Genomic DNA, 23,558 nt, shown 5'->3' with positions numbered 1-23,558 from the left:
TGATCGGACCGTAGGCCATTGCAGCAGAATACAGAAGCGCTGTTGGCGCCCGTTGATGCGCCGGTTTGCTATGCCGCACCGGGATTCTGAAAGAACTTGCGCCCGCCGCTTGGCAGGTACTACGCGACCGCGCGGCTCCCCCCCATGACTGACCAATCCCCCCCCTGCTTCCGACCGTGAGTCATTGTAACTGGGTGTGGCATGCCACAAAAGTGTTGCAAGCAAGCTGTGGCATGCCACAGTTTCTCCTACATCATTAAAAGGCCGTCCTGCCGTCACTCCACCTCTCCCACCCTACTTTTTTACTGTACGAAAGCCGTCATTACAACGAGTTGCCGCTCCAGCCCACAGCTGCGGCAGGTTTTTTTGCGGCCACCGTAAACATGGGAGCGCATCTTGTAAACATTTCGACAAACACCGCTTGACCATCCATGAAGCTAAGCGACAGCAACTGGTCGTCCGACCAAGGGGGAAAGGCCATGACTACCCAATACGAATTCACCAGCAACGATTTTCACCGCGTCCGCGCCATGTTCCGCTCCAGCACCGGTGTCATGCTCGGTCACCACACGAGAGACCTGGTGTATAACCGCATGTCGCAGCGCGTCGACGCAACCTACTCCCGTGATTTCTCCCAATACTTGGACCGGGTGCTGATCGGCGACGGGAACGAGTTGGGCGAGTTCACCAGGGCGCTTGCCGCGCAATCCGGCTCTTTCTTCAGGGCGCAGCATCAGTTCGCAGCGTTGAGAGAGCACCTCAAAGGGCTGCACATCCCGGGAGCCCTGCTCTGGAGCTGTGCCGCCGGAACCGGCGAAGAAGCGTACTCGATGGCCATGACCGCGCACGACGCACTAAACGGCGACGTCCGTTCGGTAAAGATCCTCGCCACAGACATAGATCTTTCCGCCCTGGCCTTTGCGGAGGCCGGCAACTACCCGGCGGAGCGCCTCCGCAACGTCCCGCAGCACTTCAGGCAGAAATATTTCACCCGTCTTGCCTGTCGTGAAGAGGTTTACCAGATAGCTCCGGAAATCAGGCGCATGGTTTCCTTCCTTCCCTTCAACCTCGCGTCCGCGGAGTGGGTCCTGAAGGGGAAGTACGATGCCGTCTTCTGCCGGGAGGTGTTCGATCACTTCGATCCCAGGACCCAGCAGGCCTTGGTGGCGCGGATGGCCGGGATGTTGAAATCTGGCGGGCTCTTGTGTTTCGGAGACGCGGAACCCCATCTCGAGGACCAGCGTTTTGAGGGGAGAGGTGGCAAGGTGTACGCGCTGAAGCCGACCTTCGGCTTATTGAAATAGAAAACGAGTCTTCCCGGAGGCGGTCCTCCGCCTCCGGGATAATGATGTGACTGCTTTACCGGTATCAACACCACTTGCCGCGCGGGCACCTGACTCCCGCACTGTAGTCCTATCAAACTACCCCGCCCCGCACGTCTCCCGGATGATGGAGCCGTCGCGCACTTCGAAGATCCGGTCGAACCCCTCCACCATGCGATGATCATGCGTCACCACGAGAATCGCGGAATGATTCTCCACCGCCAGGGACTTGAGTAGCGCCATGACGTTCTTCCCGTTCTCGGTGTCGAGTGCGGCGGTAGGTTCGTCCGCGAGAATGACCCTCGGCTTGTTCGCCAAGGCTCTTGCGATGGCAACACGCTGGGCCTCGCCGCCTGAAAGCGCCATCGGGTAACTGCCGAGACGATGCCCGAGGTTCAGGGATTTCAAAAGCTGCTCCGCCCTCCCCTTCGCTTCGCCGCTCGGGAACTTGTTGATCTCGAGCGCCACCATGACGTTTTCCAGCGCGGTCAGGAATGGGATCAGGTTGTGCGCCTGGAAAATGAACCCGAGCTTTTCTCTGCGAATGCGCTTCAAGTCCAGCCCAGGCACCCAGCCGTCGTCGGCGACGGTCACGCCGTCGACGATGATCCTGCCGTGCGTCGGTTCGTTGATGAGGCCGATGGCGGTCAGCAGGGTGGTCTTTCCCGAACCGGAAGGCCCCAAGATCGCCACAAGCTCCCCGGGACGGACCTGGAAGGAGGCCTGGGATATCGCGGTAACGGCAGTATCGCCCTTGCCGTAGATCTTCGTAACGTTGTCCACTTCGATTGCGTACATGCTCACCCACCAAGCGCTTCCGCAGGCTCGACCTTGAGCGCCTTGCGGATGCCGACGAAACTGGAAACCGTGCAGATAACCACGACGATGGCAAACAACACCTGCAGGTCGAACGCCTCAAGGACGATGCGTCGCGGGAATTTTTCGTAAGTAAGGGAGATCAGTGCGTAGCCGACCGCGTAGGCGATCACGCCCATGAGAAGCGACTGCTGCAGGATCATCCCGATAATGACCCGGTTCTGCGATCCGATCAGTTTCAAGGTTGCGATGACCCTGATCTTGTCGAGGGTCGACGTGTAGATGATGAGCGAGATGATGACCGCCGAGATCACCAGCAGGATGATGCGGAAAAGCCCCAACTGCATCCGCGCCTTTTCTATCATCCCCTTGGTGAGGATCTTGGTCTGCCCCTCATCGGAGATGGCGCGGTAGTGATTCCAGCGCTCTATCCGCTGCTGCACCTCGTACAGGCTGGCCCCTGGAGCGAGCCGGGCGACCACGGTGTTCACAGTATGGGTGGATTCGGTGAGATCGCTTACGTTCCTCTGGAGTAATTGCGCCTGGGCCTGGGTCAGGTTCTGCATCCTGTCCAGATCGGCCGCAACACGTTCCCTGTTGTTCCTTATGGCGTCGTTGTCCTTTTTGAACTGGATCTCCTGAGCATCGGCGAGGCTCACGTACGCCGCCGGGTCGCCGCTTGAGGAGACAACCTTGCCGGTGATGCCCACCACGGTGTATTCATGGAGACCGAGGCGGATCTTCTCGCCAAGCGCCATTTTCATCGCCTTGGCGACAACCATCTCGTAATGCTTCTGACGGATGTTGCGCCCGGCAAGGATCGCGGGGGGGCCTCCGATGCCGCGCAGATCGTAGCCGATGAGGAAAAAGCGGAAAGGTTTTCCCTGCCGTTCGATCTGGATGGTCTGAAAGGAGAGCGGCGAGGCCTCCGCCACACCTGGAACCGACTTGATGCGGTACTTGATGTCCTCGGGGATGCGTGAACTCTCGGCGAACGGTCCGTTCGTATCCTTTTGCACCACCCAGAGGTCGGCCTTGGTGGAGTGGAGCACGGCGAGGGCGTCGGCGAAGAGGCCGCGGTAAATCCCTCCCATGCTCATCACGACCCCGAGCAGCAGGCCTAGTCCGATCGAGGTTAATATGAAACGTCCCCGGTGAAACCGTATGTCACGGATCGCCAGGTTCATTGCGGCGTCACCTTCCGGCCGTCAGCAAACTGCGCCATCTCCGGTTGAGGCGCCAGGGCAACCAGTTCGCTCCCGTCGAGCCCCGACACGATCTCGGAGAATCCCTTGCGGTCCTCAATGCCCACCTTGACCGGTTTGAAGACGAGCCTGCCGTTGGCTATCACCCAGACGCCACGCTTCTGTTCCCTGGAGACCAAGGTCGCGGAGGGGAGCGAGGCCGCGCCCTTCTTGTTTCCCGTGACGATGTAGACCTCGGATTGCTCGCCGAGACGGAAGCTCCGCCGCGCTTCGCAGAATGCCACGTCGACCTCGAGCTCTTCGGTCACGCGGTCGCTTTCCCGCCCAAGGCGCGCCACCTTCCCCTCACAGGGGTGACCGGCACTGGAGCGAAGCGTAATGAGGGCGCTGTTGCCGACGGCGATACCCTTCAGCAGCGCTTCGTCCACGTTCGCCTTCACCCAGACGGTCCCGGGATCGGCTATGGTGAAGATGGCCATCCCCGGGGTCACCGTGGCTCCTTTCTCGAGGTCCCGGGTTATGATGACGCCGTCTTGCGGAGCGTAGATCATGGTGTCGCCCACCTTACTCTTGGCAAATCCGAGACCCGCCCGGTTAACCGACTGCTCCATCCGCGCCGATTCGAGTGCGGCGGTGCTGCGGGCCACCTCCTCCCTGGCAACGAGGAAGGCGTTCTCGTACTGTTCGGCCTCGAGCCTGGAAACCAGGTTCTTTTCGGCCAGCGCCTTGTAGCGCTGGGCGTTCTTTTCCGCGAGGACCAGGTTTGCCTTCGCCTTCTTCAGCGTGGCCTGCTCCACGTCCAGGTTGGCGGCCGACCTTTTAACGCCCGCCTCGGACTGGTTCTGCTGCTGCACGAAGTCGCCATCCTCAAGCCTTGCCAGCAGTTGTCCGCGCCGGACATGGTCACCCTGGTCGACGAAAACCTCGACGATCCGGCCGGTGATCTTGCTGGAAACGGGGATGACGACCTTTGCCTCGACCGTGCCGTTGCCGTAGACCTCTTCCGTCAGATCACGCCTTTCAAGTTTCACGGCGTGCACCTTACGAGGGGCGAGCAGCGTCAGTTTCAGCAGTACCACCGCTCCGACCAGGAAGCCGCCCCAGAAGAGGTACTTTTTCCTTGCGGCCAGTGTTTTCATCAGCGCCATATACCACTCCTTCTCGAAATTCTTCTCAGTCTTTACCTACCGCCCTGTCCAGACGCGCAAGGGCTATCTGATAATCGTAAAGGGCCTGGATCTGCGCCGTCCTCGCTTCGAGTGCCTGCGATTGCGCATCGGTCACCTCGATGATGTTCCCGACGCCTTCCTGATATCTCCCTTCAGCCAATGCCTTGCTCTCATCGGCCGCGGCAACCTCTTTTCCCGTCGATACCATGCGGGCATCGGCCTCCTTGACCCCGAGCCAAGCCGCTTCCACCTCCCTGGCGACCTGCAGCCGTTCGCCCTCCTGCTGTGCCGCGACGGCGCTTCTTAGCGCTACAGCCTCCTTGACCTGCTCCATGGTAGCGAATCCGGAAAAGAGCGGAACGGTCAGGTTTACGCCAACGCCCCACACGTTGCTGGAGGGGGGAAGGTCCCGATCCGCGTAGCCAAAACTTGCCGTCGCGGAGAGAACGGGAAGAAAACCGCTTTTCGCCGTTTTGAGGGAGGCCTGGGCGGAGTTTTCCAGTGCGCCCAAGCGCTTCAACTCGGGACGATTGGCGAGGGCATCATTTTGTGCCGCCGCCAGTTCAGGCGTCTCAGCCGGGGCGACCTGCGGAGCGGCGAGTTTACGCTCTCCCAAGGAAGCAATTCCAAGGGCGTTGGCGAGCTCGACCTTGGCCAGGTCGCGGTTATTCTGCGCCCTGATCAGAGAGGTCTTCGCGGCGTAGAGGTTGGCCTCGGCCCGCGCCACATCCACCTTGGCCTTTAGCCCCTCTTTGAAAAATTCCTGTGCCTGCCTGAAGACCGCCTCGCGCGCGAGAACCGTTTCGTTCACCGCGTCAACCTGTTTTCCCGCGGCGAGCAGCAGGTAAAAACCGTTTCTTACCCGGAACAAGACATCCTGCCGCGTCACGGCAAGCGCATCGGATGCGGCGGAGCGATTCCACCTGCCGGCCTCTACCGCCCCGGCCGTCCTGCCGAAATCGTAGATGGTCTGGCTGGCGGAGAGCGTTGCGGTGGTGACGTCCGACTCCAGGGTGCTTTGCTTCACCGGAAAATAGGACCGTCCCTTGCTCCAGTCCGACGAAATCCTTACCTGGGGGTAATAGCCGGCAAAGGCCTGGCCGGATCGTGCCTCGGCACCGGCAAGGTTCGCCTTCGCCTCGAGGATTTGCGGGTGATTTTTCAGTGCGGTGGCTACCGCCTCATCCAGGGAGAGCGGTTCTTCGGCATGGGCATGGGCCGTGAGGAAAAGCGCCGCCATAACGACTTGAAGGGAGAGAGCTTTGAAACGCCTGCCTGGAGTGCGGCAGGCACTTGTTACCGCTATGGGAAAATCGAGGTGCATCCGGGCTGCCTTCCTTTTCCTACTGGTATTTGTTCAACGACGATATCGCCTGGTATGGAGGTGGGGAGTTATGCGGCGCCAGAAGACATGCAAATATTCTGATATCAGCAAGTAACGGAACATTCAACAGAAATCTGTTCGCTCACATTCCGCATAGACATAAGCAACCGAAACGCCGATTAAAAAAAACGCGGGCCACAACGAGTGCGTCCGCGTTTCAATATGAGAATCCAGAAGGACCCCTTGGAGCTGAAGCAGTCCCTGACAGGATCGCAGCAACCAGCGATATCTCCCGCCGTCCCGGTCGCCGCAGCAAGAGCAGGGACGGAGGAAGGTTCCAAACGAAGGTGCGTCCTCAGCGCTCCAAGGAGCGCATCGCGATATTGACCAGGCGTTTGAACTCCACCACATCCGCCTCGGACATGTCACGGGTCATCAGGTCCACCACTTCGTCACTTTTTCTTTGCAGCAATTCCACGGTCGGAAGGGTCTTCTCGCTCAGAAAGATCTTGGACTGCCGCCGGTCCTGATCGCATGCCACCCGGTAGATGAGCCCGTCGCGCTCCATGCGGCTCAGCGTGTTCGCCATGGTGGGCTGCTCGACCTGGATGTTTTTGCACAACTCGGCCTGCGTCTGTCCCCCTTCGTCGTCCAGACAACAGAGTACCGGAAGCTGTCCCTGTGTAACGCCATGCGGCTTTGTCTGCTCATTGACTTTCGCCATGAGCATCCTTGCCAGTCGGTTGATCTTGTAACAGAGATTTTTATCCACTACAGTCATTCTCCTTCACCCCGGTCGTCATGAAAGCAGCGCTTTGAGAGCACCTGCCCGTTCAAAAGGTGGCTTAGATGCGGCGCAAAGCAGGTCCTGCGCCTCTTCTAACATGTTGCCGAGCCTTTTCAAAGCTGATTTATGAAGACATCTGCCAGTACATCAACGCTGCGGGTCTTTTGACAACACACATACGTTTCCTCAGCAATGCCCCTGCCGCCATCCCCCACGACAGAAGCGCCCCCAGTCGTCCATACCGGGAGCGCTTCCTAAAGACATACGGTTTGAATTTCTCACACGCAGCCGTGAATGGCCTGCAGGATGTTCTTCGAGTGGGTCGGATGAACGTGGACCGTGGCGCCTACCTGCTGCAGGGTCAGGCCGTTTTCCACCGCCAGTGCCATTTCGTGGATCATTTCCGTCGCAGCCTCTCCGATGATGACCGCTCCGGCGATCTCAGAAGTCTGCTCCTTCACGAAAAACTTCACGAACGCAGGGGCGACCTTGTCCACCACCGAGCGTCCATTGGGCACCTGCGGGAACGTGTAGGCTTTCACCCCGTTCCCTTCGCGCGAGGCCCCAACCGCGGCCACCTCGGGATGAGTGAAGGCAACCCGGGGCACAGCCTGCTGGTTCAGTGCGCGACGGCTTCCCTTTAAGAGGTTCTGCACCAACAGTTGGGCTTCCTTTTCCGCGGCATGCGCCAAGGTCAGTCCACCGGCCACATCGCCGACGGCGTAGATACCGGGGACCTCGGTTTCCATCAGATCGTTGACCTTTATGGCGCCCCCTTCCGTCCGAACTCCGGCAGCTTCCACGTTCAGTCCCTCGACATTGGCGCTGCGTCCGATACCGACCAGGACCTTGTCGATGCCGTTGATGACCTCGCCGTTTTTAAACGCCACGCTGACCTTGCCGTCCTTGACGGTGAACCGCTCTATGGCCGTGCCCGTCTTCACCTTGATCCCTTGCGCTTCAAAGGCGGCCTGCAGGGCCTTGCCGGCCTCATAGTCCTCCCTTGGCAGCAGCGATTCCATCGCCTCGGCGATGATGACGTCACTTCCGAAAGTGTGGTAAAGAGTGGCGAACTCGCACCCGATTGCGCCACCTCCAACGATCAGGAGCCTCTCCGGCAGTTCCGTGTTGACCAGCATCTGGTCGCTGGAAAGGATGTGCTTTCCGTCGAAGGGCGCGATGGAGAGTTCCTTAGGCCTGGAGCCGGTGGCGATGATGATCGTTTCACCATGAAGCATTTCCCTGCTGCCGTCATTGCGGGTAACGGCGATCACGCGGTCCGATTCGAAAGACCCCTTGCCGCGAAAACCGGTTATCCCGGCCTGGTCGAGCATCCCCTGCACCGCGCCGCGCAACATGCCGAGATCCCCATCGGTGACCGCGCGCACTTTTTCCAGGTCGACCGGCCCCACATGCAGTTCCAGGCCGTACTTCGCAGCATCTTTGGCATATCGGTAAGCGGTGGCGGCCTTCAGCAGCGACTTGGTCGGCATGCAGCCGCGGTTCAGACAGGTGCCGCCGAAAGATTCCGGTTCCTCCTGAACCAACGCGACACTTTTCCCCGCCTTGCTCAACATGATCCCCGCGTTTATACCACCGGGCCCTCCGCCGATAATGACAACATCAAAGTCTTGCACGCATCCTCCCTTTAGGTTCGTTCTGGTTGCCTTCCGATCCGGACGGCAGCAAATACATAGCGGGCTATAGAAATATATAGCAAGCTATATTTTGTCAAGCGGAAACCGGAAAGCGGACCGCGGTCGGCGCACAGCGGCTCCCCTCTCCCTTCGGAACTATGGACGTCGAAAGCGGAAGATCATGCCCGTCTGGAACCGAAATCCCCGTTGTTTCTACTTGCGCAGACGCGTCGGTTGATAGTACGCTCGTCAGCGCCTCTATCTCTTCATGACGAACTGTTTGCTCCACCTCACTCAGGAGAACCAGCTCCACTTGATTCGTTCCCGGTACACGATGGCTTACCTCCTATCTTACATGCGACGCTTCTTGCCGGCCCTTCTCTTGCCGGCCCTGCTACTGCTCGTGCCGTGCTCCGGATGGGCTGCGGCAGGCGGGACCATCGTCGTCGGCGGCGATCACAACTATCCCCCTTATGAGTTCATCGACAAGGACGGCCACCCTGCCGGTTTCAACGTAGACCTGACCCGCGCCATTGCCGAGGTGATGGGGATGACTGTGGAGATCCGCCTGGGCCGCTGGGAGGAGATGCGCCGGGCGCTGCAGACGGGCGAGGTGGATATCCTCCAGGGGATGGTCCAGGCGGATGTGCGCGCCAAGGATTACGAGTTCTCGCCACCCCACTCCATCATCAACCAATCGGTGTTCGCCCGCCGCGGCACGAAGCCGGTCCGCGACCTGAACGACTTGAAGGGAAAGGATGTCCTCGTACAAAACGGCGGCATGATGCACGACTACCTCCTGGAAAAGAACATCGGCGCCAGGATCTTCCCGGTCGACACCCACGTGGACGCCCTGCGCCAGTTAGCCGCCGGAAAGCACGACTACGCCCTGGTCGGCAACCTTCCCGGGCTATACCTGAGCCGCGAGTTCGGCCTCTCCAATATCGTCCCGGTGGGGAGGCTCTTCGCCGGTCAGCCGTATGCCTATGCGGTCAAAAGGGGTAACGACCAGATCCTTTCGCAGTTCAGCGAAGGGCTCACCATCCTGAAAAACACCGGGCGCTACGAGAAGATCCACGACAAGTGGCTCGGCGCGCTGGAACCAAGCCCCGTCTCCTGGCGCAAAATCGTCACATACGCCGCCATCACGGCGCTGCCGCTTTTACTTCTATTGAGCGCCATCGGTTACATCAACCGCACGCTCAAAAAGGAGATCGCACACCGCACCCGCGAGATGCAGTTGCAGCAGCAGCAACTGATTCAGGCGGACAAGATGGCGTCGCTTGGCATCCTCGTGTCCGGGATAGCGCACGAGATCAACAACCCCACCGGGCTTTTGCTCTACAACCTCCCGGTACTGAAGAAGATCTTCCGTTCGGCCGAAGAGCACCTTGAGGAAAGGTTCCGGCAGGAAGGGGATTTCATGATCGGCGGGCTACGCTACTCACAGTTCCGCGAGGACATCCCGCTGCTCATAGACGAGATGCAGGACGGGGCGACGCGCATCAAGCGCATCGTGGAGGACTTGAAGGACTTCGCCCGCAAGGACACCTCGGAGATGGACCAGTCGGTGCTCTTAAACGACGTAGTCAGGGCGGCGCTAAGGCTCGTGGACAACTCGATCCGCAAGACTACCGGCAACGTCGTCACCAATCTTGCCGACGGACTTCCGGCCGTCCGGGGCAACGCCCAGCGCATCGAACAGGTGGTGGTGAACCTCATCCTCAACGCCTGCCAGGCGCTCCCCGATCCGTCAAAGGGGATCGTCCTCACCACCGGTTACGATCCCGAACGCAAAGAGGTCCTTTTGCTGGTCCGGGACGAGGGAGTCGGCATCCCTAAGGAAGACCTCTCCCGCATCGCCGATCCGTTCTTCACTACAAAACGTGAGACGGGAGGCACCGGGCTCGGGCTCTCGGTTTCGGCGTCCATCATCAAGGAACACGAGGGGACCATGATATTCGAATCGCGGCCGGGCGAAGGGACCACTGTGCGGGTGGCGCTTCCCGCCCTGCAAGGAGCATGAGCATGATCGAGTCACTCACCCCATCCTTCGAGATCCTTCTCGTGGACGACGAAGAGGCATGGCTGCGCAGCATCAGCATGACACTCGCCATGTCCGGAGGCATCAACAACGTAGTGCGCTGCTCGGATAGCAGGAAGGTCCTGGAGCTGCTACGGTCACGCCCCATCGGCCTCGTGCTTCTCGACCTGAACATGCCGCACCTCACAGGACAGGATCTGCTTCCTACCATCATCGAGCAGCATCCGGACGTCCCGGTCATCGTGCTGAGCGGACTGAACCAGGTCTCCGTCGCCGTGGAGTGCATGCAGAAGGGGGCCTTCGACTTCTTCGTGAAGACCGTGGAGGAGGAACGCCTGATCCAGGGGATCCACCGCGCCATCCGCATGATCGACCTGCAGCGGGAAAACTCCGAGATGAAGTCCCGGATTCTAAGCGACCGGCTGGAGCACGCCGAGGCCTTCGCCGATATCCTTACGGCCGATCGCGCCATGCTCTCCATCTTCCGCTACATCGAAGCGGTGGCCGGGAGCAGCCAGCCGATTCTGATCACAGGGGAAAGCGGCGTGGGGAAGGAACTCGTCGCACGGGCGGTCCACAAGGTAAGCCGCCGCCCCGGACAACTGGTCTCGGTGAACGTGGCGGGGCTCGACGACCAGATTTTCAGCGACACGCTCTTCGGCCACACAAGAGGTGCCTTCACCGGGGCTGAACTTCCTCGCAGCGGGATGATCGAGCGCGCGGCGGACGGAACCCTGTTCCTGGACGAGATCGGGGACCTCGCCATCACCTCGCAGGTCAAACTGCTGCGTCTGCTGCAGGAAGGCGAATACTTCTCCCTCGGCAGCGACGTGCCGAAGCGGATGAACGCACGGGTGGTCGTGGCAACGCATCACGACCTGGCCACCAAGCAGGCCGCCGGAGAGTTCCGCAAGGACTTCTACTACCGTCTGTGCGGTCACCACATACACATCCCGGCATTGAGGGAGCGCCCGGACGACATCCCGCTCCTCTTCGACCACTTCCTGGACGAGGCAGCCCGGGAGCTCAACAAGAAGAAGCCCACCGTCCCGAAAGAACTCCCAGTTCTGCTGACGAACTATGCCTTCCCGGGCAACGTGCGCGAGTTGCGGGCGCTGGTGTACGACGCGATGAGCCGCCACGAGGCGCACATGCTCTCCATGGAGACCTTCAAACGGGTGCTTGGCAAAGACCAGAGCCGGCCGGTGCGCCTTGACGCACATGGACAACGGAGCGTTTTCGTCCCTACCGAACCGCTGCCGCCCCTGCACGAGGTAAGCGATCTTCTGGTTGCCGAAGCGATGCGCCGGGCTGAGGGAAATCAGTCCATCGCCTGCCGGCTCATAGGCATCTCACAACCCGCACTGAGCAAACGTCTTAAAAAGACAGGAGATTCCGCACCGTAATCATCATCACCCAACGTGGTTTTACCCTCTCGCGCCGCCTCAGCGGCCGCGAGGGAGTCCGCGGCCATCCCCCCCCGAAAACCCCTATAACCTGCGCCTTTCCTATAACCTTCCAAAATACGCCTCAACCACCTGTAATCGCAAATAAAATCAGCCGCAAACGCCACCCTGCCGCGCACAGGTTATACCCCCCTGAACACCTCCTACCCTGCCCCTGTTCCTGGTAACTCCTGCAATTACGGCAAATTACCTTTTAGACGCCATATTGGCAGTTCTCTTGCTATCAGTGGGGTACTGCAGGATCTAGAAAAGTATTTTATGTAAAGCAGTGACATGGGGACAAACAATGCAATTCAACCTGAAGGAGACCGCGGTATGAAAAAGAACAAATTGACCCTGTACATTATGGTGGCGATGATCCTCGGCATCGTCGTCGGCTACTTCTGTAACCTTTACGCGCCCGACGCCAAGGCCGCCAAAACCATTGCAGGGTACTTCGACATCATATCGTCGGTCTTTCTGCGTCTGATCAAGATGATCATCGCGCCGCTGGTCTTCGGGACCATCGTCTCCGGCATCGCAGGCAACGGCGACTCGAAAGCCATCGGGCGGATCGGTGTGCGCGCCATGGGCTGGTTCCTGTGTGCCTCGGTGATCTCCCTCGTGCTTGGCATGACGTTCGTCAACCTGTTCCAGCCTGGCGTCGGCACGTCCCTCCCTGCCCCGGCCGCCGGTGCCACCACCAATCTCAACGTTGCCGCGCTCAACTTCAAGGATTTCGTCACCAACATCTTCCCGACCAGCTTCCTCGATGCCATGGCGAAGAACTCGATCCTGCAGATCCTGATCTTCTCGGTTTTCTTCGGGTTTGCCATCGCCTCGTTCAAGGATGACGCCACCAAGACCGTCGTCGCCTTCGTAAAAGAGCTGGTAAACATCATGCTGAAGGTCACCGACTACGTCATGCGCTTCGCCCCGCTCGGTGTTTTTGCCGCAATGGCTTCCTGCATCACGGTGCAAGGGCTTGGCGTGCTGACCACCTACGGCAAGTTCATCGGGAGCTTCTACATCGGGCTCGTCGTGCTTTGGGCCGTGCTGATCGGGGCAGGCTACCTGTTCCTGCGCAACTCCACCTGGACGCTCCTCAAGCTGATCCGCGAGCCGATGATGATCGCCTTCTCCACCGCGAGCAGCGAGGCGGCCTATCCCCAGACCCTGGAATCCCTTGAGCGTTTCGGCGTGAAGGAAAAGGTGTCCGGTTTCGTGCTGCCGCTTGGCTACTCCTTCAACCTGGACGGTTCCATGATGTACCAGGCCTTCGCCATCATCTTCATCGCCCAGGTTTACAACATCGAGCTTTCCATCTCCAAGCAGATCGCCCTGCTCCTCGTCATGATGCTGACCAGCAAGGGGATGGCGGGCGTTGCGCGTGCCTCCCTGGTCGTCGTTGCCGCGACGCTCCCCATGTTCAACCTGCCGGAAGCGGGCCTGCTGCTCATCATAGGGATCGACCAGTTCCTCGACATGGGGCGCACCGCCACCAACGTGATCGGTAACAGCATCGCCACCGCCGTCGTCGCGAAGTGGGAGGGAGACCTTGGAGCGGAGCCGGAGACGGCGGAAGATGAAGACGCACTGCTAGTCCCCGTGCCGGTGCAGGATTAGTCCCGGCGTAAAGGACACCTCCACCGTAGTCGGTGGAGTAGCTGCAATTGGCCGCAAAGCATAAAAAGGCGTCTGGTGGAAACCAGGCGCCTTTTTACTGAATCAGTTCTCCCCGTTCCAGCGACACTTGACAAATGTTTGACACATGGAAGACTTACCTGGTTGCGCAGTCAGGATGGCTGAGTATGTGTCTAGCTGCCAATGTAATTTTCGAGGGAACGCAATGCCTGAGCAGCCTGCTCCTGCTCCCTCTATAAAGCTTCGACAACCGCCCGGCAACCCATTCGTCATTGCTTGACCAACCACGGTCTTGGCAGCCGCGCTTGCACATTCCCCCGTCTCCCGACACGTACTTGCACGCAGCAAACATGACGCCGGGCACATCCGACAGCCGAACCCATCCCTCCTCACATCTCCCTTCATCCGTGCCCGTTATCCACCGCGAATCAACACCGATCTGCATTTTTTCTTCCCGCGCCAAAAGGCGCCCGCTATCTCTTGGAAAGGAGGTTGTTACTGCGACGGGAAACCTCATCGTCAACCCGGCTCGCCGGCATGTCGGCGAGCGCAACCCTTTGGGGACGGATGTCCTCTAGCAGAGGCAGCTTTTATCGCCTGTGTCGGTGCAAGTGCATTTTGCGTACACTGCTTAGACAACTACAGACTCGCTTTCTTTTTGTTCAGGACCAACAACAGGAGGTACAGCATGCGAACACTATTGAAAAGAACGTGGGGGTGGTTCGTACTGGTAACGGTGGTGGCAATTGTTGCAGGGTGTGGTGGCGGAGGCGGAAACGAAACGGTAGAAAGAATATCCGGTACAGCCGCAGCGGGTGTGCCGATCATCGGAACGGTGACATTGAAAGACAGCACAGCTGTCACCAAAACTGTGTCGATTGCCGCTAACGGCAAGTACTCGGTGGATGTATCAGGGATGAAGGCCCCATTCATGGTCCGCGCCGACGGCTATGCAAGTAAACAGGAATATCACCTCTACTCGGCTGCAACGGCGGAAGACGTGAATAAGAACACCAACGTCACGCCGCTCACCGACCTTATCGTTGCCAACGTAGCGGGCTCCATGCCGCAGACGTATTTTGAGAGCGGCAACTTCTCAACTATTACGGCTTCCGGGTTGACCGCTGAGACAGAGGCCCTTAAGGCCAAACTACTGCCAACACTCCAGGCAGTGGGAGTTGCAAACTCAATCGACTTGTTGCGAACTTCCTTTAGTACCGATCACTCAGGTCTTGATGCTGCTCTGGATGTGATCCGAGTTTCAACGGATCCTGACACCAAGGTGGCGACTATCACGAACGCAATAACGCAGCAGACGATGACTTCCGACATCACTTCAGGCACATATACGGGTAGCCTTAGCGATACGACCGGGGTAGCCTCGGGAGTAACTGCCATTCAAGCCATTAGCGACAAGTTCAAAGCATTTTCCGAGTTCTTTGCAACCGGCCTTCCGAACGCCACAAACCCAGGCATGGTAAACCTGTTCGATCAGTCCACTTTTCTGCATTCCGGCCGGAATCTGGCGGCGTTCCTTGCAGAGCGGACCACGGACCAGAAAATGGTTGGTGTCTCGTTCACCAACATTTCACTGCAGTCGATGAATGAAGCCCAGGACAATTGCGTAGTCGCTTTTGAAGTCGTGATTGACGGCAAACCCATATTTGATGGTCCGAGACCGTGGCACGTCACGAAAAAGAACGGCGTATGGCTCATGCAGGGGGACCAGCGAATTGCCGACGTCGGTGTCATGGCGGGAGCATCCTACGATGTCTCTACCGCCTCAGATACCACAGGATTGAGCATATACGTGGATGACAGTGGAGAAAGAGGAATCACCTCAGCAGTAGTCAGCGGCGCGGGACTCACCACTCCTATCACCTTGTCTAACCAGACGAGTGGTTTCCTCTCCACCCAAGAACTATTCCCGATGTCGGATGAAGCAATCGAAGAAATTCCTGATAGTGGCGCGGTCTACACCATTCAACTTTATCAAGATGCCACACTGGTTGCCACCTACACCGAGAAGATCATGAAACGCCCATACCTCTCAACGGAGTTGAAGGTAGCGGACTTCCCAGCGATCAGCTCGCCGACCCTGGAACAACTAAAGAACTTCAACGGCGGAAACGTCACCATAGCCTGGACTCTGCCTACCGGGTTTACCAATGGTTGGTTGTATGTTCGTATTTCAAATGATACCGACAGTTTCGCCGAGGCACAGTTCTCCCTAAGAACATCGGAACACAGCAAGTCATTCATGTTGAATCCGGTAACAGAGGGCGGCCAATCCTTCACCATAACCAATCGTTGGATCAGCCTGACTGCATATGACGGCTACGGTAGAACCTTGGAGACTATCATGCATTGAGAAGAGATGGGTAGAATGAGCATTGTTGATGTGTGCGGCCACACGTCTCTGTGCAAAAAGCACTTTAACCCAGGCATTGCCGAGCCCCACCTGCTGCCTCTAACGGGTGACACGATGCTGCAGCTGGGTCATCTTTGGGCGCCGATAGGGGGGCATTATTCGAAGCCTATGGCTGCCTGGCGCACAACAGGAAAGGCGGCCACCGACATACCGGCGACCGCCTTTCCTGTTTTTACAATCGATACAGCGATGGTTATTTCAGCTTGAAGTTGGCAATAATCTTCGAGCCATCGAGCGTGGTGACGGTAACGGCATAACAGATGCCAGGTGTTTTTGGTGTCTGCCAGTTGAAAACGAACTGACCTGCCGTGGTGTCGTATCTGAGCGCAGTGCTGCCGGTGGTGGTTGCTTCAACAGGGTCTTCCGTACCCGCAACAGTAGTGCAGCCTATTACCTGTGTCTGGACGCTGGAAACTGACGAGATATTGGTCAGTTCAGTCGAGCCCATAAACACTTCGAATTTTAGCGGGATGGTCGACCCACCTTTGGCGGTGTTTAGGGTGCCGCTGGTCATCACAACCGGGTTGTAGAACCCTTTGAGAGTCCAGGGTTCAGTTGTGTAGGTTCGAGTCGATGTTCCTGTGTTGCCGGCTTTGTCTTTGGCTGTTGCGGTCATGGTGTGCGAACCGACTAAGGTGCTGTAGCCTGAAACTTGGCACTCCACCGCTCCCGAAACGATGTCGTTCGCAGTGCAGGTCGGCGCAGCCGGGACTTGCCCGAAATAAAAGCTGTCGCCGTCGGCGATGTTCCCTGCAAATGCGACGGCAGGCGGCGTTGTATCCTTTACGGTCACCAAGAAGCTTCCGCTTGCCTGGTTCTTGTGGACATCACTGGCGCTGCAATTCACCGTAGTTGCTCCAACCGGGAAAACCGCTCCGGATGTGGGCAGGCAACTCACCGCGTCCTTCCCGTCGACTAGGTCGAGTGCCGAGACGGCATCGGCGTAATTGATGGTAGCACCCCCAAGGGTGTTGCCTTCAGTCGGTCCGATATTGCCGGGCAAGGTCAGCTCAGGCGGGGTGGTATCCACCACCTTGACCGTGAAAGAAGCCTCCGCCTTGTTGGGAGGCGTCGCCAAGTCGCTGGCGCTGCATTTCACTGTAGTCGTAACATCGAGAGGGAAGGTGCTGCCGGTTACGGGGTCGCAGATGACATCCACGTCACCGTAGTAGGCATCGTGCGCCGTGGGGGCAAAGGTTGCCGCCGCTCCCGCCGCCGAGGTTGCTTCCTTGACGACCTCAACTTCAGGGACCCCATTGATCACCGGCGGCGTGATGTCATTGACCTTCACCTGACAGGAGGCATCGGCAGTGAGTTTCCCGTTATCGGTCACTGTCAGTCCAAAAGACATCTTGTCATAGGGGAAGGAGCTTAATTTGGGCGCGGCAAATGCCATTTGAGAAGCGGTCAGATCCGTCTGGCTCAGGTCGGCATTGGGGAGCCCTTCCAACTGACTCCATTGGTACGTCAAGGGACCGCCGTCGGGGTCGGAAGAGTCCTGGCCTTTGAGGGTGATGGGATCCCCTTCGTTCACCGTTTCCGGACAAGACACCTTTGCGGTGGGCGCAACGTTGACCGACACGATTTGAACGAGAACGTCCGTCGCGTTGCTAAGGTATCCATCCGAAACCGTCAAGCGGAATCTCAGGGTTTCGCCGTTGGGGTACTGCTCCGGCGGAGCGGTGAAGGTGGCCGAGATGCCCCCGGGGTTGTTGATGGTCACAGCCGTAACCGGATTGGCCGGATCAATTATCTGTGTCCAGGAATAGGACAAGGCGCCGCCGTCGGGATCCGACGAACCGCTGGCGTCCAGTGTTACCAGGGCCCCCTCGTTCACGCTGTATGGGAGAACACCGCCAACAACCGCGGCGGAGGCCACGGGAGGATGGTTGGTGTTGAGGACCGAAACGCTGGTCGTTTTAGTGTCAACCTGGGACGAGCAACCGGTTTCCAGCGAAGTGACTTTCAGCTCAAAATTGTATGTCTGTCCGGATGGGCCTACCTCTGGCGCCGTGAACGTTGCGTTGCAGGTGTTCTGATTGCTGATCGTTATCGCCGGGGAATCCAGCGAGCGCCATGCGCAGGCGACGTTGTCCTTGGGGTTTGAGTTGGTGCCATCAAGGAAAACCGTTGAACCTGGTTTGACGCCTACTTGGTTGCCTGGATTAATAATAGCCTGTGCCTTCTGGCAGGTCGATGGAGCAGCCAGTGCCGGAGCCGCAACTAGAAGTATGGCAGCCATCGGCAGGAACGATACCCTTTTCTTCATTTTCCCCTCCTGAAATTAAATACTAATGATCCATTGCCCGATCAACCAAGGAGTATCCCGCCGTCGAACCGCGTTGCCTTCCGTTGCTCTGAGAAACTCAAGTCGGCATCCCCTGCTGTCATACGTCATATAAAGTTTTCGAAAAAATATAAATGCGGGTGTCCGTGCAGATACCTACTGGTGCATTTGCCTGTTATTTAACAATAAAACCAAGTTAGGCACAATTACTCGATAGGCATATTTTCCTACACCAGAAGGGGAAGAATTCCTATATCGCACGATATAGAAAGCGGGGGAGAACTAGCTGGTTACGGTGCCGACAGGGTCACCAAATCGAAAGAATGGAAAAAACTGATATGCGCGGATGTAATTGCTTGGTTGCCGGGACTGAATTTGAATGTGTGACCTTCCGGCTACTGGCAAAATCCAGCGCCTCAACATTAGCCACCTCTTACAGAGATAGCACCTCTCTGCCATTGTTTGCTCCAAACACGTTGAAAAAAATATTGTTTAAAGGATAGAATCGAATTGAACTGTATCTGCGTTTTGCAAGGCTGACATACAATGTAATTTTCTCAACCAGATGGAGGGCACCTGTGATTGAGCCACATTCAATGTGGCAGTGAGATAATCCATGCGCCTCTTGATCGTAGAAGACGAGTTAAAAACAGCGACATTCCTGAAAAGAGGACTCACCGAAAACGGATTTGTCGTCGACACCGCGCATAACGGTGAGGACGGCCTGCATCTGGTCCTCACGGGAACCTACGACCTCGTCATCCTGGACGTCGGGCTCCCCGAGCGCTCAGGCTGGTCCGTCGTGACGGAGATACGCCAGCACGGCAAGGGACTCCCGGTGCTGTTTTTGACTGCGAGAGATACCGTCACCGACCGTATCAAAGGTCTGGAACTGGGTGCCGACGACTACCTGGTGAAGCCGTTTTCCTTTGCCGAACTGCTGGTCAGGGTGCGCACTATCCTGCGTCGCGGCCCCCTGCGCAACGAGGATACCCTCCAGATCGCCGATCTGACCATCGACCTGAACCGGCACCGGGCCTTCCGCTCCGGGACCCGCCTCGACCTCGCCCCCAAAGAATTTTCCCTGCTCTCCCTTTTGGCCCGCCGTGCGGGAGAGGTGCTCACCCGAACCGTCATAGCCGATCAGTTATGGGACATGAACTTCGATAGCGGCACCAACGTGGTGGATGTGGCAATCCGGCGCTTGCGCACCAAGGTGGACGATCCGTTCCCGCAAAAATTGATTCACACCATCCGTGGAGTCGGTTATGTCCTGGAAGAGCACTAGCAGCCCCTGCAGTTTCTTCAAAAAGTTATCCATCACCGGCAGGCTCACCCTTCTCTACATCCTGTCCGCGGTGATAACCCTCCTGGGCGGTATCGCCTATATCACCTGGTCCATGTACCAGGTGATGGAACAGGCCGACAGTGACTTCGTCCAGGCGCGACTGCAAACCTACCGTACTCTTTTTTCCGACCGTCCCGGCGATCTGGAAACCATCCGCAAGGACATCGAGTGGGAGGGGATCAACGTCGCCACCCCGGAGTACTACATCCGCATCGAGGACAGCTCCGGACGGCTTCTGGTTGAGACGCCGGGGATGTCGCAGGTACTCCCGTCGAGCCTCTTCCACTGCGTCCTGACCCACCCCCGCCAGATAACCACCCGCTACCTGCATGCGGCCAACGGGCGGGAATACCTGATCAGCTGCGATCTGGAGCCTGTCGGGCATCCTACGGGCGGCATCATACAGATAGGCCTCGACGTCACCGCCGAAATAAAGGCCATCCGCAAGAAGCAGGTCCAGTTGGTGATCATCTTCATAAGTGGGATAGTGGCGGCAACCGGCGTCGGAGTCCTCGTCGCACGCAAGGCGCTGTCGCCCCTGCGTGACATCACTGGAGTGGCAAAGCAGATAACGGTAGAACGGATCAGCGAGCGCCTCGACCCCCTGCAGTGGCCGGTTGAACTGAGGCACTTTGCATCGGCCTTCAACGAGATGCTGGGGCGGCTCGAGGAGTCGTTCACCAAGCTCTCCCAGAGCTCCTCCAACCTTGCCCACGAACTGCGCACCCCCATAAACAACCTGCTCGGAGTAACCGAGGTCGCCCTTACCCGCGACCGCCCCCCGGAGGAATACAGAAAGGCTCTCGAGTCAAACGTCGAGGAGTATCATCGTCTGTCGCGCCTGATCGACGACATGCTGTTCCTGGCCCGCGCGGATCACCCCACCCAGCGCTTCAAATTCGTCCTTTTCGATCCGACCAAGGAGATTGAGAAAGTCTGCGCTTTTTACGAACCGGTCGCCGAAGACAAAGGGATCGTGATCAGCCACAGCGGCAGCGGACTCATGTACGGCGCTCCCCAGATGCTGGAACGGGCCGTCAGCAACCTGGTCGGGAACGCGCTGCAGTATTCCCCGCCCGGATGCGTAGTCGAGGTCCGGACGCTGACCACCAGGGACGGCTCTCAGGAGGTCCAGGTGCGCGATTCAGGCCACGGCATGAAGCCCGAGGAAGTGGATCGCGTGTTCGACCGGTTCTACCGCGGGGACCGGCACCGGACCCTGCATCCGGACGGCTCCGGACTCGGCCTGTCCATCGTGAAATCCATCGTGGAGCTGCATCACGGGACCATTTCCGTCAAAAGCTCCCCGGATCACGGCACGGCCATACTGCTCCGCTTCCCCCCTCCCCCGCCCGACGCCTAGTTCCGCCCCGACCTTCCCCAGTCAACCTCGCCCTGCCGTAACCTCGCCCTGCCGCACCATTTCTTTCCTGCCCGTAATGCCTGCGCGTCGGGGCCATGCCCCGCAGCAACCTTACCAAATGGTAATGTCGGCAACAGATTCCGGTAAGGCTTCTTCAGCTATTATCCCCACCAAACCCAACTCTTTAGGTAAAGAACACACATTACCAAATGGCAACGTTGCGGCAACACTCCGGAAATGGCGCGTGTCGTATGCTTCGGACACCAGTGGTGCTCCGCCACATGCGTCGTCCCCAGGATGATCATCGGTTCCACATGTACAAGATTTACCACGGCATGCTGCTCTCTCTCATCTTGCTGACCGCCATGGCGTCCCCGGCCCCGGCGGCTCTCTTCAGAGCGGCCTATCTCTACACGCTTTCGGACTTCAACGGGGCGATCCCATACAACTGGGTCAACCTCGCGGTCGACCGGCGCGGCGAGGAGACCTACGTCGCGGACCCTGCCGGCCGGTCGGTACGGGTCTTCAATGACAGCGGCATGGAAGTGTACCGCTTCGGCGACAACGGCGATTTCGGCAACATAACCGCGGTGGCGGTGGCAGACAGCGGCGAGATCTTCGTCCTATCCCGGTCCAACGCAAGCTACGCGGTGACACGTTGCGACTACCGGGGGGAACCAAAGGCGAGGCTTACCATGAAGGGGCTCCCCCCCGAGTACGCAACCGACTTCGTACCGGACACCATCAGCTGGCACGGGGATCACCTCTACCTAGTCGACAGGAACACCATGAAGGTGGCGCTGACCGACCGGGAAGGGAGCTTCGATTCCGGGTACGACCTGGGAACCATCCTCGGGTTTAGCAAGAAACAAATAAGCGAATCCGGGATGGTCGGCTTCAGCGTGGACAACGAGGGGGATCTCCTCTTCACGGTGCCGGTCTTCTTCTCCGCCTACCTGGTCACCCCCGGCCACCAAGTACGTTCCTTCGGCATGCGCGGCAGCACGCCTGGGAAGTTCAACATAGTAAGCGGCATCGCCTCCGATGAGCGGGGGAACATCTACGTGGCGGACACCCTGCGCTGCGTGGTGATGATCTTCGACAGGGATTTCAGTTTCCAGGCCGAGTTCGGCTTTAGGGGGCTGGAGCCGGGTAACCTCATTGCTCCTATGGAACTCGTCGTCAACCATGACCGGGTTTACGTGGCCCAGAGCCGGGCCAGGGGCGTCAGCGTCTACCGGGTATTCCAGACCCAGCCGTCAGCGACCAGCACGAAGGGGGGGTGAGAAGAAGCGAACAGTACTCAAAACGGTGCAGTTGGTAACTTAATCTTTGCATTTTTTGGATTGAAAAGGAGACACAATGAAAGCAGCTAAGTCTTTGACAGCAGCAGCGGTCCTTACCCTTCTGGCCTCCGGCAGCGCCTTCGCCTACCATGACGGCGGCGTGGCGTACTGTGACGGGTGCCACACCATGCACAACTCCTCCGGCAACAAGGCGATGGGCACCGGCAGCAACGCCACCCAGCTCAAAGGGGTCACCTACCTGCTCCAGGGCAGCGACCAGAGCTCGACCTGCCTCAACTGCCACGCCACCACCTCCGCTAAGGCGGGGGGCTACCACATCATGACCACCGACGCCGCCGCGGGCGGCACGGTCCCCACCAACTACACCCCCGGCGGCGACTTCGCCTGGGTGAAGGAGACCTTCAACTACAACAGCCACGGTACCCCGACCACCAGCCTTGGCGAGCGCCACGGCCACAACGTGGTCGCCGCCGACTTCGGCATCACCCCCGACTCCACACTGACCACCGCCCCGGGCGGCAACTACCCCGCGGCGAACCTGGCCTGCTCGAGCTGCCACGATCCCCACGGCAAGTACCGCATCGTCGACGCAGCGGGCACCGTGCAGCGCCCCGTCGTCGCGGGCACCGGCTACAACGGAGCCAACGATGTAGCGGTCTCCTTGCCGATCAACGGCTCCGGCTCCTACGGCGCTGCTCCGACCACCACCGAGGCGGTCGGCGTCTACCGTCTGCTGGGTGGCCCGGGATACCTCCCGGATTCCGTGGCGGGCGTCGCCGGCATCCAGCCGTTTGCAGCACTGCCTCCGTATGCCGTCGCACCGGCCACCTACAACCGCTCCGAGGCGAGCACCGACACCCGTGTGGCGTACGGTACCGGTATGTCCGAGTGGTGCGCCAACTGCCATACCAACATCCACAACTCCACCGCCAACTATGACGGCGGCACCAGCCTCATCCACCCGGCCAGCAGCGACTCCACCCTGGGTGCGAACATCCTTGCCAACTACAACGCCTACGTAAGCTCCGGCAACTTCGGCGGCACCGTGGCCGGCGCCTACACCTCCATGGTGCCCTTCGAAGAGGGGACCAACAACCGCGCCAACCTGGCCCTGCACGCCGTCAACGACGGTTCCCAGAAAGGTGGCGCCGACAGCAACTCCAACGTCATGTGCCTCTCCTGCCACAGGGCCCATGCCTCCGGCTGGGACAGCATGACCCGCTGGACCAACAAGACCGAGTTCCTCACCGTGGCAGGCGCCTACCCCGGCACCGACTCCACCAACACCTCGGCACAGTCCTACGGCCTTGGTCGCACCATGAACGAAGTCCAGGCAACCTTCTACCAGAGGCCGGCTACCGTCTACGCCACCTACCAGCGGTCCCTGTGCAACAAGTGCCACGCCAAGGACTAACAAAGCACTTTGTTT

The 23,558-nt window shown here is 58.9% G+C and carries 17 protein-coding genes; 10 read left to right on the top strand and 7 right to left on the bottom strand.

What is annotated here, in order from left to right; genetic code table 11:
- Positions 1–479 precede the first annotated feature (479 nt).
- Entirely contained in the window at positions 480–1,304 is an 825-nt protein-coding gene (locus E4633_RS14685) for a CheR family methyltransferase (RefSeq protein WP_162605001.1), read from the top strand.
- A 117-nt stretch (positions 1,305–1,421) separates the two neighbouring features.
- On the opposite strand, the gene E4633_RS14680 is transcribed toward E4633_RS14685, so the two are convergent.
- The 6 genes from E4633_RS14680 to lpdA form a co-directional block, all read right to left on the bottom strand.
- Positions 1,422–2,120: an ABC transporter ATP-binding protein gene (locus E4633_RS14680; protein ID WP_135871254.1), complete on the bottom strand. Its 699-nt coding sequence runs from the start codon at positions 2,118–2,120 to the stop codon at positions 1,422–1,424.
- 2 nt (positions 2,121–2,122) lie between these two features.
- Positions 2,123–3,325: an ABC transporter permease gene (locus E4633_RS14675; RefSeq protein ID WP_135871252.1), complete on the bottom strand. Its 1,203-nt coding sequence runs from the start codon at positions 3,323–3,325 to the stop codon at positions 2,123–2,125.
- Complete coding sequence (locus E4633_RS14670; RefSeq protein WP_135871250.1) at positions 3,322–4,491, bottom strand: efflux RND transporter periplasmic adaptor subunit; 1,170 nt, start codon at positions 4,489–4,491, stop codon at positions 3,322–3,324. The genes E4633_RS14675 and E4633_RS14670 overlap by 4 nt, the downstream gene beginning before the upstream one ends.
- Positions 4,492–4,516: 25 nt before the next feature.
- A complete protein-coding gene (locus E4633_RS14665) occupies positions 4,517–5,836 on the bottom strand; it encodes a TolC family protein (RefSeq protein WP_162605000.1) in 1,320 nt (439 codons plus the stop codon).
- 355 nt (positions 5,837–6,191) lie between these two features.
- Positions 6,192–6,608: a MarR family winged helix-turn-helix transcriptional regulator gene (locus E4633_RS14660; RefSeq protein ID WP_135871248.1), complete on the bottom strand. Its 417-nt coding sequence runs from the start codon at positions 6,606–6,608 to the stop codon at positions 6,192–6,194.
- 293 nt (positions 6,609–6,901) lie between these two features.
- Positions 6,902–8,260, bottom strand: a complete 1,359-nt coding sequence (gene lpdA, locus E4633_RS14655) for a dihydrolipoyl dehydrogenase (protein ID WP_135871246.1) — start codon at positions 8,258–8,260, stop codon at positions 6,902–6,904.
- Positions 8,261–8,573: 313 nt separating this feature from the next.
- On the opposite strand from lpdA, the gene E4633_RS14650 reads away from it, so the two are divergent.
- The 5 genes from E4633_RS14650 to E4633_RS14630 all read left to right on the top strand — a co-directional run bounded on the left by E4633_RS14650 (position 8,574) and on the right by E4633_RS14630 (position 16,031).
- Positions 8,574–10,286: a transporter substrate-binding domain-containing protein gene (locus E4633_RS14650; protein WP_246038150.1), complete on the top strand. Its 1,713-nt coding sequence runs from the start codon at positions 8,574–8,576 to the stop codon at positions 10,284–10,286.
- Positions 10,287–10,288: 2 nt separating this feature from the next.
- On the top strand, positions 10,289–11,710 hold the full coding sequence (locus E4633_RS14645; protein WP_135871244.1) for a sigma-54-dependent transcriptional regulator: 1,422 nt from the start codon (positions 10,289–10,291) through the stop codon (positions 11,708–11,710).
- A gap of 375 nt (positions 11,711–12,085) precedes the next feature.
- The gene (locus E4633_RS14640; protein ID WP_135871242.1) at positions 12,086–13,375 is read left to right on the top strand and encodes a dicarboxylate/amino acid:cation symporter; all 1,290 of its coding nucleotides are present in this window, start codon (positions 12,086–12,088) and stop codon (positions 13,373–13,375) included.
- Positions 13,376–14,081: 706 nt separating this feature from the next.
- Positions 14,082–15,764, top strand: a complete 1,683-nt coding sequence (locus E4633_RS14635) for a hypothetical protein (RefSeq protein WP_135871240.1) — start codon at positions 14,082–14,084, stop codon at positions 15,762–15,764.
- A 15-nt stretch (positions 15,765–15,779) separates the two neighbouring features.
- Positions 15,780–16,031: a hypothetical protein gene (locus tag E4633_RS14630; RefSeq protein WP_135871238.1), complete on the top strand. Its 252-nt coding sequence runs from the start codon at positions 15,780–15,782 to the stop codon at positions 16,029–16,031.
- Here the strand turns inward: E4633_RS14630 and E4633_RS14625 are convergent.
- Positions 16,018–18,093: a PxKF domain-containing protein gene (locus E4633_RS14625; RefSeq protein ID WP_135871236.1), complete on the bottom strand. Its 2,076-nt coding sequence runs from the start codon at positions 18,091–18,093 to the stop codon at positions 16,018–16,020. The two genes, E4633_RS14630 and E4633_RS14625, sit on opposite strands and share 14 nt — an antisense overlap.
- Before the next feature lie 634 nt (positions 18,094–18,727).
- Here E4633_RS14625 and E4633_RS14620 point away from each other — a divergent pair.
- The 4 genes from E4633_RS14620 (at position 18,728) to E4633_RS14605 (ending at position 23,543) form a co-directional block, all read left to right on the top strand.
- The gene (locus E4633_RS14620; protein ID WP_135871234.1) at positions 18,728–19,399 is read left to right on the top strand and encodes a heavy metal response regulator transcription factor; all 672 of its coding nucleotides are present in this window, start codon (positions 18,728–18,730) and stop codon (positions 19,397–19,399) included.
- Entirely contained in the window at positions 19,380–20,822 is a 1,443-nt protein-coding gene (locus E4633_RS14615; protein WP_135871233.1) for a heavy metal sensor histidine kinase, read from the top strand. Before E4633_RS14620 ends, E4633_RS14615 begins: the two co-directional genes overlap by 20 nt.
- A gap of 314 nt (positions 20,823–21,136) precedes the next feature.
- Positions 21,137–22,108 (top strand): NHL repeat-containing protein, encoded by a 972-nt coding sequence (locus E4633_RS14610; protein WP_135871231.1) that lies wholly within the window; start codon positions 21,137–21,139, stop codon positions 22,106–22,108.
- Between the two features lie 76 nt (positions 22,109–22,184).
- The gene (locus E4633_RS14605; protein WP_135871229.1) at positions 22,185–23,543 is read left to right on the top strand and encodes a cytochrome C; all 1,359 of its coding nucleotides are present in this window, start codon (positions 22,185–22,187) and stop codon (positions 23,541–23,543) included.
- Positions 23,544–23,558 lie beyond the last annotated feature (15 nt).

The organism is Geomonas terrae (genome assembly GCF_004791675.1).
In the GTDB taxonomy this organism is placed as follows: Bacteria; Desulfobacterota; Desulfuromonadia; order Geobacterales; family Geobacteraceae; genus Geomonas; species Geomonas edaphica.
Note: the sequence above shows the minus strand (reverse complement) of the source record. Positions and strands in the feature narration are given on the sequence as shown.

Excerpts from the sequence above, each read along its gene's own strand:
- E4633_RS14685 (WP_162605001.1), top strand. The coding sequence starts at position 480 with ATGACTACCCAATACGAATTCACCAGCAACGATTTTCACCGCGTCCGC.
- E4633_RS14680 (WP_135871254.1), bottom strand. The coding sequence starts at position 2,120 with ATGTACGCAATCGAAGTGGACAACGTTACGAAGATCTACGGCAAGGGC.
- E4633_RS14675 (WP_135871252.1), bottom strand. The coding sequence starts at position 3,325 with ATGAACCTGGCGATCCGTGACATACGGTTTCACCGGGGACGTTTCATA.
- E4633_RS14670 (WP_135871250.1), bottom strand. The coding sequence starts at position 4,491 with ATGGCGCTGATGAAAACACTGGCCGCAAGGAAAAAGTACCTCTTCTGG.
- E4633_RS14665 (WP_162605000.1), bottom strand. The coding sequence starts at position 5,836 with ATGCACCTCGATTTTCCCATAGCGGTAACAAGTGCCTGCCGCACTCCA.
- E4633_RS14645 (WP_135871244.1), top strand. The coding sequence starts at position 10,289 with ATGATCGAGTCACTCACCCCATCCTTCGAGATCCTTCTCGTGGACGAC.
- E4633_RS14640 (WP_135871242.1), top strand. The coding sequence starts at position 12,086 with ATGAAAAAGAACAAATTGACCCTGTACATTATGGTGGCGATGATCCTC.
- E4633_RS14635 (WP_135871240.1), top strand. The coding sequence starts at position 14,082 with ATGCGAACACTATTGAAAAGAACGTGGGGGTGGTTCGTACTGGTAACG.
- E4633_RS14630 (WP_135871238.1), top strand. The coding sequence starts at position 15,780 with ATGAGCATTGTTGATGTGTGCGGCCACACGTCTCTGTGCAAAAAGCAC.
- E4633_RS14625 (WP_135871236.1), bottom strand. The coding sequence starts at position 18,093 with ATGAAGAAAAGGGTATCGTTCCTGCCGATGGCTGCCATACTTCTAGTT.
- E4633_RS14620 (WP_135871234.1), top strand. The coding sequence starts at position 18,728 with ATGCGCCTCTTGATCGTAGAAGACGAGTTAAAAACAGCGACATTCCTG.
- E4633_RS14615 (WP_135871233.1), top strand. The coding sequence starts at position 19,380 with ATGTCCTGGAAGAGCACTAGCAGCCCCTGCAGTTTCTTCAAAAAGTTA.
- E4633_RS14610 (WP_135871231.1), top strand. The coding sequence starts at position 21,137 with ATGTACAAGATTTACCACGGCATGCTGCTCTCTCTCATCTTGCTGACC.
- E4633_RS14605 (WP_135871229.1), top strand. The coding sequence starts at position 22,185 with ATGAAAGCAGCTAAGTCTTTGACAGCAGCAGCGGTCCTTACCCTTCTG.